General features: G+C 65.4%; 17 protein-coding genes and 1 riboswitch. Of the genes, 12 read left to right on the top strand and 5 right to left on the bottom strand.

The genetic code is table 11. The annotated features are described in order from the left end of the window. Window positions 1-221 (top strand): hypothetical protein (locus tag QZ497_RS19975; protein ID WP_295478568.1); only part of this gene is annotated, 221 nt, incomplete at its 5' end. Window positions 222-394: 173 nt separating this feature from the next. Here the strand turns inward: QZ497_RS19975 and QZ497_RS19980 are convergent. After that, window positions 395-1,015, bottom strand: a complete 621-nt coding sequence (locus tag QZ497_RS19980; protein WP_295478571.1) for a LysE family translocator — start codon at window positions 1,013-1,015, stop codon at window positions 395-397. A gap of 206 nt (window positions 1,016-1,221) precedes the next feature. Here QZ497_RS19980 and ligB point away from each other — a divergent pair, with 206 nt between their 5' ends. Then, window positions 1,222-2,904, top strand: coding sequence for an NAD-dependent DNA ligase LigB (gene ligB / locus QZ497_RS19985; protein ID WP_295478574.1), 1,683 nt, complete (start codon window positions 1,222-1,224; stop codon window positions 2,902-2,904). A 42-nt stretch (window positions 2,905-2,946) separates the two neighbouring features. Continuing rightward, entirely contained in the window at window positions 2,947-3,363 is a 417-nt protein-coding gene (locus QZ497_RS19990) for a DUF1090 domain-containing protein (RefSeq protein WP_295478577.1), read from the top strand. Window positions 3,364-3,637: 274 nt separating this feature from the next. On the opposite strand, the gene QZ497_RS19995 is transcribed toward QZ497_RS19990, so the two are convergent. Together QZ497_RS19995 and QZ497_RS20000 are read right to left on the bottom strand one after the other, a co-directional pair. Further along, entirely contained in the window at window positions 3,638-4,039 is a 402-nt protein-coding gene (locus tag QZ497_RS19995) for an MAPEG family protein (RefSeq protein WP_295478580.1), read from the bottom strand. Window positions 4,040-4,049: 10 nt separating this feature from the next. Continuing rightward, window positions 4,050-4,886, bottom strand: a complete 837-nt coding sequence (locus QZ497_RS20000) for an EamA family transporter (protein WP_295478582.1) — start codon at window positions 4,884-4,886, stop codon at window positions 4,050-4,052. Between the two features lie 226 nt (window positions 4,887-5,112). On the opposite strand from QZ497_RS20000, the gene QZ497_RS20005 reads away from it, so the two are divergent. Then, entirely contained in the window at window positions 5,113-6,369 is a 1,257-nt protein-coding gene (locus QZ497_RS20005; RefSeq protein ID WP_295478585.1) for a sodium:proton antiporter, read from the top strand. Window positions 6,370-6,441: 72 nt separating this feature from the next. Here QZ497_RS20005 and QZ497_RS20010 read toward each other — a convergent pair whose 3' ends face one another. Then, on the bottom strand, window positions 6,442-6,840 hold the full coding sequence (locus QZ497_RS20010) for an MAPEG family protein (protein WP_295478588.1): 399 nt from the start codon (window positions 6,838-6,840) through the stop codon (window positions 6,442-6,444). 216 nt (window positions 6,841-7,056) lie between these two features. Here QZ497_RS20010 and QZ497_RS20015 point away from each other — a divergent pair, with 216 nt between their 5' ends. From QZ497_RS20015 to otnI, 6 genes are all read left to right on the top strand, one after another. After that, the gene (locus QZ497_RS20015) at window positions 7,057-7,875 is read left to right on the top strand and encodes a DeoR/GlpR family DNA-binding transcription regulator (protein WP_295478590.1); all 819 of its coding nucleotides are present in this window, start codon (window positions 7,057-7,059) and stop codon (window positions 7,873-7,875) included. 240 nt (window positions 7,876-8,115) lie between these two features. Further along, the gene (ltnD, locus tag QZ497_RS20020; protein WP_295478796.1) at window positions 8,116-9,087 is read left to right on the top strand and encodes an L-threonate dehydrogenase; all 972 of its coding nucleotides are present in this window, start codon (window positions 8,116-8,118) and stop codon (window positions 9,085-9,087) included. 3 nt (window positions 9,088-9,090) lie between these two features. Then, complete coding sequence (otnK, locus tag QZ497_RS20025) at window positions 9,091-10,377, top strand: 3-oxo-tetronate kinase (RefSeq protein WP_295478593.1); 1,287 nt, start codon at window positions 9,091-9,093, stop codon at window positions 10,375-10,377. Next, entirely contained in the window at window positions 10,377-11,015 is a 639-nt protein-coding gene (locus QZ497_RS20030; protein ID WP_295478596.1) for an aldolase, read from the top strand. The genes otnK and QZ497_RS20030 overlap by 1 nt, the downstream gene beginning before the upstream one ends. A gap of 83 nt (window positions 11,016-11,098) precedes the next feature. Continuing rightward, window positions 11,099-12,556, top strand: coding sequence for an SLC13 family permease (locus QZ497_RS20035; protein ID WP_295478599.1), 1,458 nt, complete (start codon window positions 11,099-11,101; stop codon window positions 12,554-12,556). A 65-nt stretch (window positions 12,557-12,621) separates the two neighbouring features. Continuing rightward, on the top strand, window positions 12,622-13,401 hold the full coding sequence (gene otnI / locus QZ497_RS20040) for a 2-oxo-tetronate isomerase (RefSeq protein ID WP_295478602.1): 780 nt from the start codon (window positions 12,622-12,624) through the stop codon (window positions 13,399-13,401). A gap of 220 nt (window positions 13,402-13,621) precedes the next feature. Here otnI and QZ497_RS20045 read toward each other — a convergent pair whose 3' ends face one another. Further along, entirely contained in the window at window positions 13,622-14,023 is a 402-nt protein-coding gene (locus QZ497_RS20045; RefSeq protein WP_295478604.1) for a hotdog domain-containing protein, read from the bottom strand. Between the two features lie 148 nt (window positions 14,024-14,171). Continuing rightward, window positions 14,172-14,278: riboswitch (S-adenosyl-L-homocysteine riboswitch) on the top strand. 22 nt (window positions 14,279-14,300) lie between these two features. Between QZ497_RS20045 and ahcY the strand changes: the two genes are divergently transcribed. Beyond that, complete coding sequence (ahcY, locus tag QZ497_RS20050) at window positions 14,301-15,710, top strand: adenosylhomocysteinase (protein WP_295478605.1); 1,410 nt, start codon at window positions 14,301-14,303, stop codon at window positions 15,708-15,710. A gap of 235 nt (window positions 15,711-15,945) precedes the next feature. Next, window positions 15,946-16,791, top strand: coding sequence for a methylenetetrahydrofolate reductase [NAD(P)H] (metF, locus tag QZ497_RS20055; protein WP_295478608.1), 846 nt, complete (start codon window positions 15,946-15,948; stop codon window positions 16,789-16,791). The last annotated feature ends 371 nt before the right edge of the window (window positions 16,792-17,162 follow it).

Genomic DNA, 17,162 nt, shown 5'->3' on the forward strand with positions numbered 1-17,162 from the left:
GCCTCAAAGTCGGCGACGTGGTCTGGACCAAACCGGAAAAAGGCGGCAAACCCTTCGCCGCCCGCATCACCGCCACGCATGTTCGCAATGACCAGCCCATCTACCGCCTGACGCTCAAGAGCAAGGCCCAGGACGGCCAGGTCAAACGCGACACCCTGCTGGTCACCCCGAGCCCCCCTTTCTACATCCCAGCGCAGAGAGACTTCATCCCTGGTCATTGACCTCAAGCGCCATCCCGTCGAAATGCTCCTCGCCTGTTTTGACTCGCTGACGCTCGCCCTGCGCGCCAGCCTAAGGCTGTTACTCGCTTCGCTCGTTGCGCCTTGCCTGACCTTGGCTCGCCGACTGGTGGTACAAGACCAGGCAGACAACGCCCCTCGCCCTCCCCCTTCGGTCAGGCTCGGCGCGCCACCAGCAACACCGACGCCGCGCTGGCCAGCAGGCCCGAGCACAGGCGGTTGAATACCCGGCGACTGGCCGGTTTGGCGAACAGGCGGCGCGCATGCACGCCCATCCAGGCGTACAGGGCAATGGCCACGCATTCCATCACCAGAAACAACGCACCGAGCTGGGCGAATTGCGCGGTTACGTCGCGGCCGGGGTCGACGAACTGCGGCAGAAAGGCGGTGAACAGCAAAATCGCCTTGGGGTTGCCGATGGCCACCAGAAACTCCTGACGCGCCAGGCGGCCGATGCCGGGGGTGTCGGCGGCGGCCAGGCCCTCGCCTTGCGGGTTGGCGCGCCACAGCTGCACGGCCAGCCAGAACAGGTAGGCCGCGCCGACCACCTTGATGCCGTGGAACAGCCACTCGGAGGTGTGCAGCACAGCGGCCAGGCCCACGGCGGCCAGGGCGATCATCAGGGCGAAGGCCAGCAGGCGCCCGGCGCCACCCGAGCAGGCGCGCATGAAGCCGTAGCGGCTGGCGTTGCTGACCGAGAGCAGGTTGTTCGGCCCGGGGGCCATGTTCAGGGCGAAGCAGGCGGGGATGAAAACAGCGAGGGTGGAAAGGTCCATGGAGGGCTCCTGGGTGTGGCGGCTTTGGGCAATCTGTCATGCCTGCTGCATGCGCTCCAGACACAGCCAGCTGCGGATATGCCCCCTGACTGTACCGCTGCCACACATCCCCTCACCTCTTGCAAAAGCCGGTATCCAGATGCCCCGTCGCGCCGGGCCGGGCGTGGCTAGCCTGTCGGCCACTTTCAGCCAGCAAGGAGACTTGGATGCCGAACGTAGCGCGTTTACTGGCGGGCACTGCCCTGTTGTTCAGCGGCATGTCGGCGTACGCCGCCTGCCCGACCTGGGATGCAGCCAGGGCCGGGCGAGAAATCGACGCCCTGAGCCAGCAGGTGGCGCGGTGGGATGACCGCTATCACCGCCAGGGCATAGCGGAGGTGGCCGACGAACTCTACGACCAGGCCCGCCAACGCCTGGTGCGGCTGCGCTCGTGCTTTCCTGAGGCGGCGGGCGAACCGACCGCCCCCCTGAAGACCGCCAGGGGCAAGACCGCCCACCCGGTGCCGCATACCGGGCTGGACAAGCTGGCCGATGAACAGGCGGTGGGCGCCTGGATGGCGGGCCGGGAAGACCTGTGGATACAACCCAAGGTCGATGGCGTGGCGGTGACGCTGGTCTATCGCCAGGGCCGCTTGAGTCAGGTCGTCAGCCGCGGTGACGGCCTGGCCGGGCAGGACTGGACCGCCACGGCACGGCGTATTCCAGCCATTCCCGCGCAATTGCCGCAGGCCGGCGATGCCGTGCTGCAGGGCGAGCTGTACTGGCGCCTGGAGGGCCATGTGCAGGCCCGCGCCGGCAGCCTGAATGCGCGCAGCCAAGTGGCCGGGGCCATGGCACGGCACGATTTGCCCGACAGCCAGGCGGCGCGTATCGGCCTGTTCGTGTGGGACTGGCCCGACGGGCCGGAGACAATGGCCGAGCGCCTGGCGGGGCTGGCGGCCTTGGGCTTTGGCGATACGCAGGCCTACAGCCAGCCGCTGGCAAGTTTCGAGCAGGCGCAGCAGTGGCGCGAGCGCTGGTATCGCAGCGCCCTGCCCTTCGCCAGCGACGGTGTGGTGCTGCGCCAGGGCCAGCGCCCGCCGGCGCAGCGCTGGCAGGCCAAGGCGCCGTACTGGGTGGCCGCTTGGAAGTATCCCTATGCCCAGGCGCTGGCCGAGGTGCGCCAGGTGTCCTTCAAGGTCGGGCGCAGCGGGCGTATTACGCCGGTGCTGGAGCTGGTGCCGGTGCGCCTGGACGACCGCAGCGTGCGTACGGTCAGTGTCGGCTCGTTGCAACGCTGGCAGGCGCTGGACATTCGTCCTGGCGACCAGGTGGCGGTCAGCCTGGCGGGGCTGACCATTCCGCGCCTGGAGGGCGTAGTGCTGCGCAATACGCAGCGGGTGGAGGTGTCGGTGCCCGACCCGCAGGCCTTTCATGCACTCAGTTGCTGGCAGCCCACGCCGGGCTGTGAAAGCCAGTTCCGCGCCCGGCTGGCGTGGTTGTCGGGCCGCCAGGGGCTGGACCTGCCCGGCGTCGGGCCGGGCACCTGGGACAAGCTGCTGGCGGCTGGCCAGCTCAACGACCTGCTCGACTGGATGACCCTCGATACGAGCGAGCTTGTTAAGATGCCCGGCCTGGGCGAGCGTAGCGCGGCTAAACTGTTCGCCACTTTGCAGGCAGCCAGGCAGCGGCCCTTCCACACTTGGCTCAAGGCGCTGGGCATGCCGCCGGTGGCTGCTGCGCCGCTGCCGGACAGTTGGCAGGCGCTGAGTAAGCGCAGCCTGGCGCAGTGGCAGGCCGAACCCGGTATAGGGCCGGGGCGTGCTGCGCAGTTGCAGGCATTTTTTCTCGACCCGCAGGTCCAGGTGCTGGCAGCGCGGCTGCGAGCGCTGGAGGTGGCGGGTTTTTGATGCCGGGTTGTTGCCCTCGCCCGGCTTGCACAAGGAGTTCACATGAAGCGGTACTGCTCTTTCATCCTGGCCCTGGCCTGCGTAACCGGTGCGCCAGTGTTGCTGGCCGCCGAAGCAGCCCCCGCCCCGGCCGTGCCGGAGTGCGTGGCCAAGAGCCAAGAGATCAACGGCAAGATCCAGGAGGCCAAGACCGATGGCCGCAAGCAGGAACAGGCCGGTTTGCAGAAGGCGCTGAGCGAGGTCAAGGCCAATTGCAGCGAGACCTCGCTGCTCAAGGAGCGCGAACAGAAGGTGCTGGATGCCAAGCGCGAAGTGACCCGCCGCCAGACCGACCTGAACAAGGCCATGGCCAAGGGCGACCCGGAGCGCATCAACAAGCGCAAGGACAAGCTCGCCGAGTCGCGCAAGGAACTGATCGACGCGCAGGCCGAGCTGGAGAAGGTGCAGAGCCAGGAATGAGCGAGCCGGAAGGGTCGGCTGTAGCCGCGATACTGTTCAGTTAGGCGGCATGTGGCCCGGTGGGAGCGGCTTGAGCCGCAATACTGTTCGGTTAAACGCTTTGCGGCTTGGTGGGAGCGAGCTTGCTCGCGAAAGCGCCAGGAAATTCACTGCATCTGCTGTGAACAGGCGCTCGCTTCGCGGCTGAAGCCGCTCCTACCCGGCCTGACTGACCCGTATTGCGGCTGTTCGGTCAGACCGGGTAGGAGCTTCAGCGGTTTTGCTCACCCGGTTTTCAAGCCGCTGCCGGCGAAGCGGAGGCGACGAACAGGCCGATGATCAGGCCCAGGCCGACGATGAAGGCGATGGAGCGCAGCAGCGCCAGGTCGGCCAGGTAGAAGATGATGTACAGCAGGCGGGTGGTGATGAACAGCACCGCCAGCACGTCGATGGTCACCAGTTGGGCGTTGCCGGCAATGTGCGCGATGATCACCGCGGCGGCGAAGCCCGGCAGCACTTCGAAGCTGTTCAATTGCGCCGCATGGGCGCGCCGCGGCAGGCCCTGGAGTTTTTCCAGGAAGGCCCGGGGGTCATGGTTGTGGCCGGGGCGGAATTTGCCGCTGCTGATCTTGGCGATCACCGAGCAGATCAGCGGCAGGAGGATGGCAACCAACACACACCAGAAAGCGACTGTCATAGGTCTGTCCTTATTTGAGCTTCATGACCAGCATGCCGAGCAGCACCAGGCCACAAGCTAAGAGCCGGGGCACGCCAAAAGGTTCTTTCAGGTAGCGCATGCCGAGCAGCACCACCAGCAGCACGCTCACCTCGCGCAACGCCGCTGCCTCCGCCACCGAACCCAGCTGCATGGCCCACAGCACCAAAGCGTAGCTGGCCAGCACGCACACCCCCACGCACAGCGCCAGTTTCCATTGCTGGCGGCAGAAGCCCTGCAGGGCCTGGCGCTTGTAACAGGCGCCGAGCAGCGGAAAGGGCCAGGCGCTGATCAGGGTCAGCCATACCAGGTAGTCCAGCGCCGGCACGCCGAGCTTCAACGCCTGGCCGTCGATCCAGGTGTAGCTGCCGATGCACAGGCCGATCAGCGCCACCACCGGCAGAATGTTCCACGGCAGACGCACCCCGCCGCCGCCCTGCCAGAGCAGGCAGGCCATGCCGCAGGGAATCAGCAGAATGCCGGCGATCTGCTGGGCGCTGAGCTGTTCGCCGCCGAACACCAAAGTCAGCGCCAGCACCACCAGCGGTGACAGGCCGCGCATCAAGGGGTAGACCAGCCCCAGGTCGCCGACCCGGTAGGCCTGGATCAGCAGGTAGCGGTAAGCGAGTTCGAACAGCGCCGAGGCCACCAGCCAGGGCCATACCGCTGCGGGGGGCGGGCTGACGAAACCCACGGCGAGCAACGCACAGAGCAGCGCCACGCCGTCCATCGCGGCAATCACCAGCAGGCGCTCGCCACTGAACTTCACCAGGGTGTTCCACACGGCATGCAGCACCGCCGCCAGCAGCACCAGAACTGTCGCCAACACGCCGCCTCTCCTCGCGCCAATGAGCCCGGAGCATAACCCGCAGGCCTGGCCTATCGACAGGCCAGGCCCCGCTCAAGGCGGCAAATGTGGCAAAAGATTTCCCGTTTCCTGCACTATCCCCCTCTTCCCGTGGTCAATCGTCGCCACCGGAATCGCGCGCCGCCTGCCATGCAGGCCCTGCGCATGCCTTGCCACACCCTGATATGGAATGAATACGGAACTACGGATGCTTGAACTTGCTGCTGCTTTCATCTGCCTCACCACCCTGCTCACTTATGTGAACTACCGCTTCATCGGCCTGCCGCCGACCATCGGCGTGATGGTCACCGCACTGCTGTTCTCGCTCGGCCTGCAAGGCCTGAGCCTGATGGGCTTTCCCGGCCTGGAAGAGCACGTGCAAGAACTGATCGGCCAGATCGACTTCGGCGACCTGCTGATGAACTGGATGCTGTCGTTCCTGCTGTTCGCCGGCGCACTGCACGTCAACCTGGCGGACCTGCGCAGCTACCGCTGGCCCATCGGTTTTCTGGCGACCTTCGGCGTGCTGATTGCCACTTTCGCGATCGGCAGCCTGGCCTGGTGGGTGTTCGCGATGTTCGGCTGGCACGTCAGTTACCTGTACTGCCTGCTGTTCGGCGCGCTGATCTCGCCCACCGACCCCATCGCCGTGCTGGGCGTGCTGCGTACCGCCAACGCCTCCAAACCGCTGAAGACCACCATCGTGGGTGAGTCGCTGTTCAACGACGGCACCGCGGTGGTGGTGTTCACCGTGCTGCTGGGCATCGCCCAACTGGGTGAAACCCCGAGCGTGACCGACACCGCCATCCTGTTCGCCCATGAGGCCATTGGCGGCGTGCTGTACGGCGGGCTGATCGGCTATGTGGTGTACCTGATGATCAAGAGCATCGAGCAGTACCAGATCGAGGTAATGCTGACCCTGGCGCTGGTCATCGGCGGCTCGGCACTGGCCTCGGAGCTGCACGTTTCCGCGCCTATCGCCATGGTGGTGGCGGGGCTGATCATCGGTAACCTGGGGCGCAACCTGGCGATGAACGACATGACCCGCCGCTACATGGACGGTTTCTGGGAACTGCTCGACGACATTCTCAACTCGCTGCTGTTCACGCTGATCGGCATGGAGCTGCTGCTGTTGCCGTTCTCCTGGCAGCACCTGTCGGCCGCCGCCCTGCTGGCGCTGGTCATCGTGCTGTCGCGCTTCATCACCGTGGCCCCAGGCATCCTGCTGCTGCGCCGCTGGCGCGAGGTGCCGCGCGGCACCATCCGCATCCTCACCTGGGGCGGCCTGCGCGGCGGTGTGTCGGTGGCCCTGGCCCTGGCGCTGCCGGCCGGTCCGGAGCGCGACGTGCTGCTGAGCATCACCTACATCGTGGTGTTGCTGTCGATCCTGCTGCAGGGGCTGACCATCGGCAAACTGGTGCGCTCGGTAACCCGCCAGCCGGACGCGCAGACCACCGAGCATTAAGCCGAGGGCTGGAGACTGGTAGGCGCGGCTTCAGCCGCGCAAGGATTCCCGGCTGAAGCCGGTCCTACAGGCCTAGCCTGATGGCAGGATGGCCAGGCCGAACAGCGCGGTGATCAGCCCGAAGCCTGCCAGCCAGGCCAGCGAGCGCAGCAGGTCGCAGTCGGCCAGGTAAAAAGCGATGAACAGCAGGCGGCTGAGCACGAAGGCGACAGCCAGCAGGGCGATGGTTCGCGCCTGGCCCGGCGCTGCCAGCCAGGCCGCGAACACGCCGCAGGCGAACGCCGGGTTGGTCTCGAAACCGTTGAGATGAGCGTTGTGGGCGCGCCGGGCCAAACCCTGCACGCCATCGAGAAACGCCCGAGGGTCGCGATTGTGGTGCAGCCGGTAACGCCCGCTGCTGATCCTGGCAATGAACGCGCACAGGTACGGCAGCGTCAGCGCGATCCACACGCATACGAAAGCGACGGTCATACCTCCGCTCCTTCCTGCTGGCTTCATGCCGCGTCGGCCAAGACCGTATGCCGGCCGATGCAATGCTCCTGAATGCCAAGTCTAGCCGCCGCTGCCGTGCGCCGAACGCGCTGGGCCAGGGGCCGGATGAACGGATTGTGTTAAAAAAATGCGGCAGCTCCCGGCACTGCACGTACACTCAGGGCTGTGTCCGGTTGCCGCTATGCAGGAGCAAGCATGTCCACCCCCGAGAAACCGCCCACCCCGGGCGGCGCCCCGATGATTCCCGACCAACGCCGCGAGCAGATGCTGCGCCAGCTGCGCAAGCACCAGGTGCTCAGCGTCCATCAGTTGATGGAAATGTTCGACTGCTCGCACATGACCATCCGTCGTGACATCGCTCTGCTGGAACAACAGGGCCGTGCGTATTCGGTCACCGGAGGGGTGCGCATCGCCAGCCAGTTGCACAGCGAGCCCAGCCACCAGTCCAAGGCGGTGGTCGAGCTGCCGCAGAAGCAGGCCATGGCACGCCTGGCCGCCAGCCTGCTGCACCCGGACATGACCGTGTACCTGGACGCCGGCACCACCACCCTGGAGATCGTCCCGCACATCACCGCGCTAACGGGCATGACCGTGGTCACCAACGACTTCGGCATCGTGCAGGCCCTGGCCGACGCCAACCATGTGGACGTCATTCACACCGGCGGGTTGCTCGACCATCCCAACATCTCCAGCGTCGGCGGCCTGGCGGCGGCGACCCTGCGCCAGCTGGCCACCGACATCGCGTTCATCTCCACCAGTTCCTGGGACCTGCAGCGCGGCACCACCACGCCCTCGGCGCTGAAGGTCGAGGTCAAGCAGGCGGCCATGCAGTCGGCCTCGCGCAGCGTGTTGATCGCCACCAGCTCCAAATACGGCACCTTCGGCATGTACAAGGTCGCCGCCCTGGAACAGTTCGACACCCTCATCACCGACGACGCCCTCACCCCCGCCGCTGCCGACAGCATTCGCCACCAGCGCATCGAACTGCTGCTGGCGGCCGCCCAGGTTTCCTGATTCCCCCGCATTTCCGGCTGCCGCCTCGCTGGCAGCCGACCTGAACGTCCGCTTCGCCAGCGCTTTGCAGGGCCTGGATACTTTGTTGGAGCGCGCTTGCTCGCGAAAGGATGCACCACGTCGTAAAGCCTTTCACGAGCCAGCTCGCCCCCGCAGAGGCTGTTTCCCGGAAACCGGTCGTCGATGTGAACATTTGTTAAATTGAAAAAATACTTCACATTATTTGTTCACTGATCCACTATCGGCTTCACATTTCAGAACAATCAAGCCGTCAGCCAGCATGACGCGCGACGGCACAGACCGAGGATGACTGCAATGACTCAATCGAATGTCGGTGTGATCGGCCTGGGCGCCATGGGTCTGGGCATTGCCCGCTCCCTGCTGCGCAATGGCTTCAAGGTGCATGCCTGCGACGTGCGCAACGAGGTGGTGCAGGCATTCGCCGCCGAGGGCGGTGTGGCCTGCGCTTCGCCGGCCGAGATGGCCGCCGCCTGCGACGTGGTCATCACAGTAGTGGTCAATGCCGAGCAGACCGAGACCGTATTGTTCGGTGACCACGGTGCCGTCGCCGGCCTGCGCCCTGGCAGCCTGGTGATCGGCTGCGCCACCGTTGCCCCGACCTTCGCCGTGGAGCTGGGCCAGCGCCTGGCCGACAAGGGCCTGGCCTACCTCGATGCGCCGATCTCCGGTGGCGCCGCCAAGGCCGCCGCGGGCCAGATGACCATGATGACCTCCGGCCCTGCCGACGCCTACGCCAAGGCCGAAGCCGTGCTGGCCGGCATGGCGGGCAAGGTGTACCGCCTCGGTGACGTCCACGGCCTGGGCTCCAAGGTCAAGATCATCAACCAGTTGCTGGCCGGTGTGCACATCGCCGCCAGCGCCGAAGCCATGGCCCTGGGCCTGCGCGAAGGCGTGGATGCCGATGCCCTGTACGAAGTGATCACCAACAGCGCCGGTAACTCGTGGATGTTCGAGAACCGCGTGCCGCACATCCTCAACGCCGACTACACGCCGCTGTCGGCCGTGGACATCTTCGTCAAGGACCTGGGCCTGGTGCTGGATACCGCCCGCACCAGCAAATTCCCGCTGCCGCTGTCGGCCACCGCTCACCAGATGTTCATGCAGGCCTCCAGCGCCGGTTTCGGTCGCGAGGACGACTCTGCGGTCATCAAGATCTTCCCAGGCATCGAACTGCCCAAGGCCAAGGAGTAACCCATGAGCGTGACCTCCCGCCCGCTGCTGGGCTGCATCGCCGATGACTTCACCGGCGCCACCGACCTGGCCAACATGCTGGTACGCGGCGGCATGCGCACCGTGCAGAGCATCGGCATTCCCAGCGCCGAAGTGGCCGCCGGTCTCGACGCCGATGCCATCGTCATCGCCCTGAAATCGCGCACCACGCCGGCCGCCGAAGCCGTCGAGGAATCGCTGGCCGCCATGCAGTGGCTGCGCGAGCGTGGCTGCGAGCAGATTTTCTTCAAGTACTGCTCGACCTTCGACTCCACCCCGGCCGGCAACATCGGCCAGGTCAGCGAGGCCCTGCTGGCCAAGCTGGGCGGCGACTTCAGCATTGCCTGCCCGGCGTTCCCGGAGAATGGCCGCACCATCTTCCGTGGCCACCTGTTCGTGCAAGACCAATTGCTCAACGAATCGGGCATGCAGAACCACCCGCTGACGCCCATGGGCGACGCCAACCTGCTGCGCGTGCTGGATGCCCAGACCCAGGGCAAGGTCGGCCTGCTGCGCTACGACAGCGTGGCCAAGGGTGCCGACGCCGTGCGTGCTCGCATCGCCGAACTGCGTGCCGAAGGCGTGACCATGGCCATCGCCGATGCCGTGTCGGACGCCGACCTCTACACCCTGGGCGAAGCCTGCGCCGACCTGCCGCTGCTCACCGGTGGCTCGGGCCTGGCCCTGGGCCTGCCGGGCAACTTCCGCAAGGCCGGCAAGCTGCGCGACATCGACGCCGCCCAGCGCATCGACATTCCTGGCGGTGAAGTGGTGTTGGCCGGCAGTGCCTCGGTAGCCACCAACGGCCAGGTCATCGCCTGGCTGGAAGCCGGTCGCCCGGCACTGCGCATCGACCCGCTGGCCCTGGCCGCCGGCCAGCCGGTGGTCGAACAGGCCATCGCCTTCGCCCGCGATGCCGAGCAGACCGTACTGATCTACGCCACCAGCACCCCGGACGAAGTCAAGGCCGTGCAGCAGAAGCTCGGCGCCGAGCGTGCCGGTGCCATGGTCGAAGACGCCCTGGGGCAGATCGCCAAGGGCCTGCTGGACGCTGGCGTGCGCCGTTTCGTGGTCGCGGGTGGGGAAACCTCCGGTGCCGTGGTCCAGGCCCTGGGCGTGCAACTGCTGAAGATCGGCGCGCAGATCGACCCGGGCGTACCGGCGACGGTCAGCGACGGTGAACAACCGCTCGCCCTGGCATTGAAGTCGGGCAACTTCGGTGCCCGCGACTTCTTCGCCAAGGCCCTGAAACAGCTGGCGGGAGAAGCCTGATGAGCAATGAAAAAGCCCTGCGCGAGGAAATCTGCGATGTCGGTCGGCTGCTGTATGGCCGCGGCTACACCGTGGGCAGCGCCGGCAACATCAGCGCACGCCTGGACGACGGCTGGCTGATCACCCCCACCGACGCCTGCCTGGGTCGCATGCACCCGGACGACATCGCCAAGGTCAACTTGGCGGGCGAGTGGGTGTCGGGCAACAAACCGTCCAAGACCCTGGCCCTGCACCGTCAGGTGTACGACCGCAACCCGGAAGTCGGTGGCGTGGTGCACACCCACTCCACCCACCTGGTGGCGCTGACCCTGGCCGGCGTGTGGCGTGAAGACGACATCCTGCCGCCGCTGACCCCCTACCAGGTGATGAAGGTCGGCCACATCCCGCTGATCGGCTACCAGCGCCCCGGCTCGCCCATCGTGGCCGAGCGCGTGGCGCAACTGGCCAACAGCGTGCGTGGCGTGATGCTCGAACGCCTGGGCCCGGTGATCTGGGAAAGCTCGGTGGCCAAGGCCTGCTATGCCCTCGAAGAACTCGAGGAAACCGCCCGACTGTGGCTGATGAGCGAGCCAAAACCCGCTCCTCTGCCGGAACAGGCGCTGGAAGAACTCAACGAGGTCTTTGGCGCGAAGTGGTAATGCCAACCCCATGCCCGGGTGCCGCTGTGCGGTGCCCGGTCGGCCCCGGCGCTGCCGGAAAACAATAAAAAACGAGAATTGAAATGACGCCATTCATGTTGATGCTGATTGCCGGTGCCGGTATCGCACTGCTGCTGTTTCTGGTCCTCAAATACAAGTTCCAGCCCTTCGTGGCGCTGATGCTGGTGAGCATCATCGTCGCCCTGGTGGCCGGGGTTAAGCCCGCCGACCTGGTGGCGACCATTGAAGGCGGCATGGGCAAGACCCTTGGCCACATCGCGATCATCATTGCCCTGGGCGCGATGATCGGGCGCATCATCGAGTTGTCCGGCGGCGCCGAGGCGCTGGCCAAGACCCTCATCGAGCGCTTCGGCAACCGGCGCACGCCGCTGGCGCTGACCGTGGCCGGCTTCATGGTCGGTATTCCGGTGTTCTTCGAAGTGGGCGTGATCATCCTCATGCCGCTGGCCTACGGCGTGGCGCGCACCGCACGCAAGCCGCTGCTGATCTTCGCCCTGCCGATGTGCGCCGCGCTGCTGGCGGTGCATGCCTTCCTGCCGCCGCACCCTGGTGCCGTGGCGGCCGCCAGCCAGCTGGGCGCCGACCTGGGTCGCGTACTGCTGCTGGGCATTCCGCTGGTCGCCGTGGTGTGCATGGTCGGCTACTTCATTGCCGGGCGCATGACCCGCAAGACCTACCCGATGACCGACGACATCCGTGCCGAGGTCTACGGCCCGCACGTGACCAACGCCGACCTGGAAGCCTGGGCGCGTAACGACTACTCCACCGTGCGTGAAGTGGCCGAGAGCAAGGAATTCGGTGCCGAGGCCAACGCCGGCAGCCTGGCCAAGAGCCTGCCGGCGGCCCCTGCCCCGGGTTTCGGCCTGATCATCGCGCTGATCCTGCTGCCCATCGTGCTGATTCTGCTTGGCACCCTGGCTACCACCCTGCTGCCGGTCGGTTCCGCGCTGCGTGACGTGCTGACCGTACTGGGCGCGCCGCTGGTGGCCCTGCTGATCGACACCCTGCTGTGCGCCTGGCTGCTCGGCTCGCGCCGTGGCTGGAGCCGTTCGCAGGTCTCCGACGTGATCGGTTCGGCCCTGCCGGGCGTGGCCATGGTGATCCTCATCGCCGGCGCCGGTGGTGTGTTCGGCAAGGTGCTGGTCGACACCGGCATTGGCGCGGTGGTCTCCGAGGCGCTGCGCCACACCGGCCTGCCGGTCCTGGCCCTGGGCTTCATCCTGACCATGCTGCTGCGTGCGGTGCAGGGCTCGACCACCGTGGCGCTGGTGACCACGGCAGGTATCCTCAGCCCGCTGATCGCCACCCTCGACCTGTCGGCCAACCAGCTGGCGCTGCTGTGCCTGGCCATGGGCGGTGGCGGCCTGGCGATGTCGCACATCAACGACGCCGGCTACTGGATGTTCACCAAGCTGGCCGGCCTGAACGTCGCTGACGGCCTGCGCACCTGGACCGTGCTGGTGACTATCCTGGGTACCCTGGGCTTCGTCATGACCCTGGTCCTGTGGCCATTCGTATGAGACACGGCGAGCGCTGCGGCGCTCGCCCCGCTCACCTTCCGCTGATCTGAAAAGAGAGAGCCTCCATGCCTCGTTTCGCCGCCAACCTCAGCATGCTGTACCCGCAGCATGACTTCCTGGACCGCTTCGCCGCGGCCGCCGCCGACGGCTTTGCGGCGGTGGAGTACCTGTTTCCCTACGACTACAGCGCCCAGGAGCTGAAACAGCGCCTGAGCGACAACGGTCTGGTGCAGGCGCTGTTCAATGCCCCGCCAGGGGACTGGGCAGCCGGCGAGCGCGGCATCGCCAGCCTGCCGGGTCGCGAGGCGGAGTTCCGTGCCGGTGTGGCCAAGGCGCTGGAGTACGCCCAGGTGCTGGGCAACGACCGTATCCACGTGATGGCCGGCCTGCTGCCCGATGAAGCACTGCGCGACAAGCACCAGGCGGTGTACCTGGAAAACCTCGCCTACGCCGCCGACCAGGCGCGCGGCGCGGGGGTGACGGTGCTGATCGAGCCGATCAACACCCGTGACATGCCGGGCTTTTTCCTCAACCGCCAGGACCAGGCTCAAGCCATCGTCCGCCAGGTGGGCGCCGACAATCTCAAGGTGCAGTTCGATTGCTACCACTGCCAGATCGTCGAAGGCGACCTGACCGTGAAGCTGCGTCGTGATTTCGCCGGTATCGGCCACATCCAGATCGCCGGTGTGCCGGACCGCCACGAACCGGACCTGGGCGAGCTGAACTACGCCCACCTGTTCGAGGTGATCGACGAACTGGGCTACACCGGCTGGATCGGCTGCGAATACCGCCCCAAGGGCGACACCAGCGAAGGCCTGGAGTGGCTGCGCCGCCTCAAGGCCTGAGGGTCGCTTCGGCACCTGAACGGCCCCTGCCCCGGCTGAAGCCGATTCGGCTCGGTTAAGCGCTTTGCGGTTTTGGTGGGAGCGAGCTTGCTCGCGAAAAGCTGGCAAAGTCTCTGAGTTTGCTGTGAACGTGACGCCGCCTTCGCGAGCAAGCTCGCTCCCACGGGTCGAACTGCATGGCGGCTGAAACCGGAATGACCGGCTCCGCCGCCCGAAGGGCTTACTCGTCGTCCGGCTCGTCGAACTGGTCCTTGATGTAGCGAATCTCGGTACGCCCGTGTGGCGCCGGCTGGCCGTCGTCACCGAGGTTGACGAAGACCATCTTCTCTACGGTGAGAATGCTCTTGCGGGTGATCTTGTTGCGCACTTGGCAGCGCAGGGTGATGGACGTGCGACCGAACTCGGTGGCGGTGATGCCCAGCTCGATGATGTCGCCCTGGCGCGAGGCGCTGACGAAGTTGATTTCCGAAATGTACTTGGTCACCACGCGCTGGTTGCCCAGCTGGACGATGGCGTAGATCGCCGCCTCTTCGTCGATCCAGCGCAGCAGGCTGCCACCGAACAGGGTGCCGTTGGGGTTGAGGTCTTCGGGTTTTACCCATTTGCGGGTATGGAAGTTCATGGTTGCTCCTGCACGACGGCCAATGGATACGGAGCATGATGGCAGACCCGCTGGCCATCCGATAGAAAACCTTGGGCTGGCTCGCCAGCGAGGCTATACTGCCACCCGTTTTCAAACGGTCATCACCTCTTGATACCGTTCCCGCCACCCACCCGAGGGGCGCTGCAGCAGGTATTACCCCTGTCAGGCTCGGTTGGGGCGTTGTTCGCCAGCCTTGCGCGGCGAGCCTTAAACGCACAACGGCGCCCATTCATCTATATCGAATGGAGACTCTTCAATGAGCGCTGCAAGCACGCCCGCAGATTTCAACGACTACAAGGTTGCCGACTTTTCCCTGGCCGCCTGGGGCCGCCGCGAAGTCATCATCGCCGAATCGGAAATGCCGGCCCTGATGGGTCTGCGCCGCAAGTACGCCGGTGAGCAACCGCTCAAGGGCGCCAAGATCATCGGCTGCATCCACATGACCATCCAGACCGCCGTGCTCATCGAGACCCTGGTGGCCCTGGGCGCCGAAGTGCGCTGGTCGTCGTGCAACATCTTCTCCACCCAGGACCAGGCTGCTGCCGCCATCGCCGCCGCCGGCATTCCTGTGTTCGCCTGGAAAGGCGAGACCGAAGAAGAGTACGTGTGGTGCATCGAGCAGACCATCCTCAAGGATGGCCAGCCATGGGACGCCAACATGATCCTCGACGACGGTGGCGACCTGACCGAGATCCTGCACAAGAAATACCCGCAGATGCTCGAGCGCATCCACGGCGTGACCGAAGAAACCACCACCGGCGTACACCGCCTGCACGACATGCTGGCCAAGGGTGAACTGAAGATCCCGGCCATCAACGTCAACGACTCGGTCACCAAGAGCAAGAACGACAACAAGTACGGCTGCCGTCACAGCCTGAACGACGCCATCAAGCGCGGCACCGACCACCTGCTGTCGGGCAAGCAGGCCCTGGTGATCGGCTACGGCGACGTGGGCAAGGGTTCGGCCCAGTCCCTGCGTCAGGAAGGCATGATCGTCAAGGTCACCGAAGTCGACCCGATCTGCGCCATGCAAGCCTGCATGGACGGTTTCGAAGTGGTTTCGCCGTACCTCAACGGTGAGAACGACGGCACCGAAGCCAGCGTCGACAAAGCGCTGCTGGGCAAGATCGACCTGATCGTGACCACCACCGGCAACGTCAACGTCTGCGACGCCAACATGCTCAAGGCCCTGAAAAAGCGCGCCGTGGTGTGCAACATCGGCCACTTCGACAACGAAATCGACACCGCCTTCATGCGCAAGAACTGGGCATGGGAAGAGGTCAAGCCGCAGGTCCACAAGATCCACCGTACCGGCGCTGGCGCGTTCGACGCACAGAACGACGACTACCTGATCCTGCTGGCCGAAGGTCGCCTGGTGAACCTGGGCAACGCCACCGGCCACCCAAGCCGCATCATGGACGGTTCGTTCGCCAACCAGGTGCTGGCGCAGATCTTCCTGTTCGAGCAGAAGTTCGCCGACCTGTCGCCTGAGCAGAAAGCCAAGCGCCTGACCGTTGAAGTACTGCCGAAGAAACTCGACGAAGAAGTGGCCCTGGAAATGGTCCGCGGCTTCGGCGGCGTGGTGACCAAACTGACCAAGACCCAGGCCGACTACATCGGCGTGACCGTCGAAGGTCCGTTCAAGCCGGACACCTACCGCTACTAAGAGCAGTTGCAAGGGGCAAGCCGCAAGCTGCAAGCAAAAGCCTATAGGGCCGTTGCTTGCAGCCTGGGCTTGCTCACCGCCTTCTTGAAGCCCTGGTTTTGTATGAAAGTCGTCGAGCTCAGGCACTTTTCTTACAGAACCCATAACAGCCACACGCCTTGAGCCTCAGGCCCCAAGAACCGGCGCACCGCCCTCTTGAAGCTTGAAGCTTGAAGCTTGCAGCTGGAGTCCTCCGATGAGCCAGGAACGCCGCTACAGCTTCGAGTTCTTCCCCACCAAGACCGAAGCCGGCCATGAAAAGCTGTTGAACGTTGCCCACCAGCTGGCAGCCTTCAAACCCGATTTCTTCTCCTGCACCTACGGTGCCGGAGGTTCGACCCGTGACCGTACGCTCAACACCGTGTTGCAGCTGGAACGCGAGGTCAATATCCCTGCCGCTCCGCACCTGTCGTGCGTCGGCGACACCAAGGCCGAGCTGCGCGAGCTGCTGGCCCAGTACAAGAACGCCGGGGTCAAGCGCATCGTCGCCCTGCGCGGCGACCTGCCTTCGGGCATGGGCATGGCCAGCGGCGAGCTGCGCCACGCCAGCGACCTGGTGAGCTTCATCCGTGAAGAAACCGGCGCGCACTTCCACATCGAAGTGGCGGCCTACCCGGAGATGCACCCGCAGGCGCGCAACTTCGAGGACGACATCAAGCATTTCGTGCACAAGGTCAAGGCCGGTGCCGACAGCGCGATCACCCAGTACTTCTTCAGCGCCGACTGCTACTTCTACTTCCTGGAACGGGTGCAGAAGCAGGGCGTAGACATCCCGATCGTGCCGGGCATCATGCCGATCACCAACTACAGCAAGCTGGCGCGCTTCTCAGACGCCTGTGGCGCGGAAATTCCGCGCTGGATCCGCAAGCAGCTGGAGGCCTACAGCGATGACACCGCGAGCATCCAGGCGTTTGGCGAGCAGGTGGTCACCGAGATGAGCGAACGCCTGCTGCAGGGCGGCGCGCCGGGCCTGCACTTCTACACCTTGAATCAGGCAGAACCTAGCCTGGCGATCTGGAACAACCTGAAGCTGCCGCGCTGAAAATGTGCGCCCGTCGAGGTTCCGGCATGACCGTTCGGAACGTCGACGGCCTCTGGTGGCTCCAAGGCATTGCTTCGCAGCAACAGTCCTGATAAAACCGTCAGGCAGCCGGACAAGCAGTACGGAACCTGGGTTCTGATACACTCCGGCCTTCCCGCCAGGCTTACGCCCGGACGCTGGGTCTTGCAAAAGGCATCTCGATCGCGCCGATGCACTCACGAGATGGATTTCCGACCCCGCAGCACCGGACGGGATCGCGTCCCGACCATGCACCCGAACCTCGCCCGCCCCTGAGCGCGCCGGTTCTGGCAGCACGAACGCCATTCCGCCAGGCACGATCATTTCTGAGCACAAGCTCCAACCAGAACAGG

The organism is uncultured Pseudomonas sp., assembly GCF_913777995.1.
Classification (GTDB): Bacteria; Pseudomonadota; Gammaproteobacteria; order Pseudomonadales; family Pseudomonadaceae; genus Aquipseudomonas.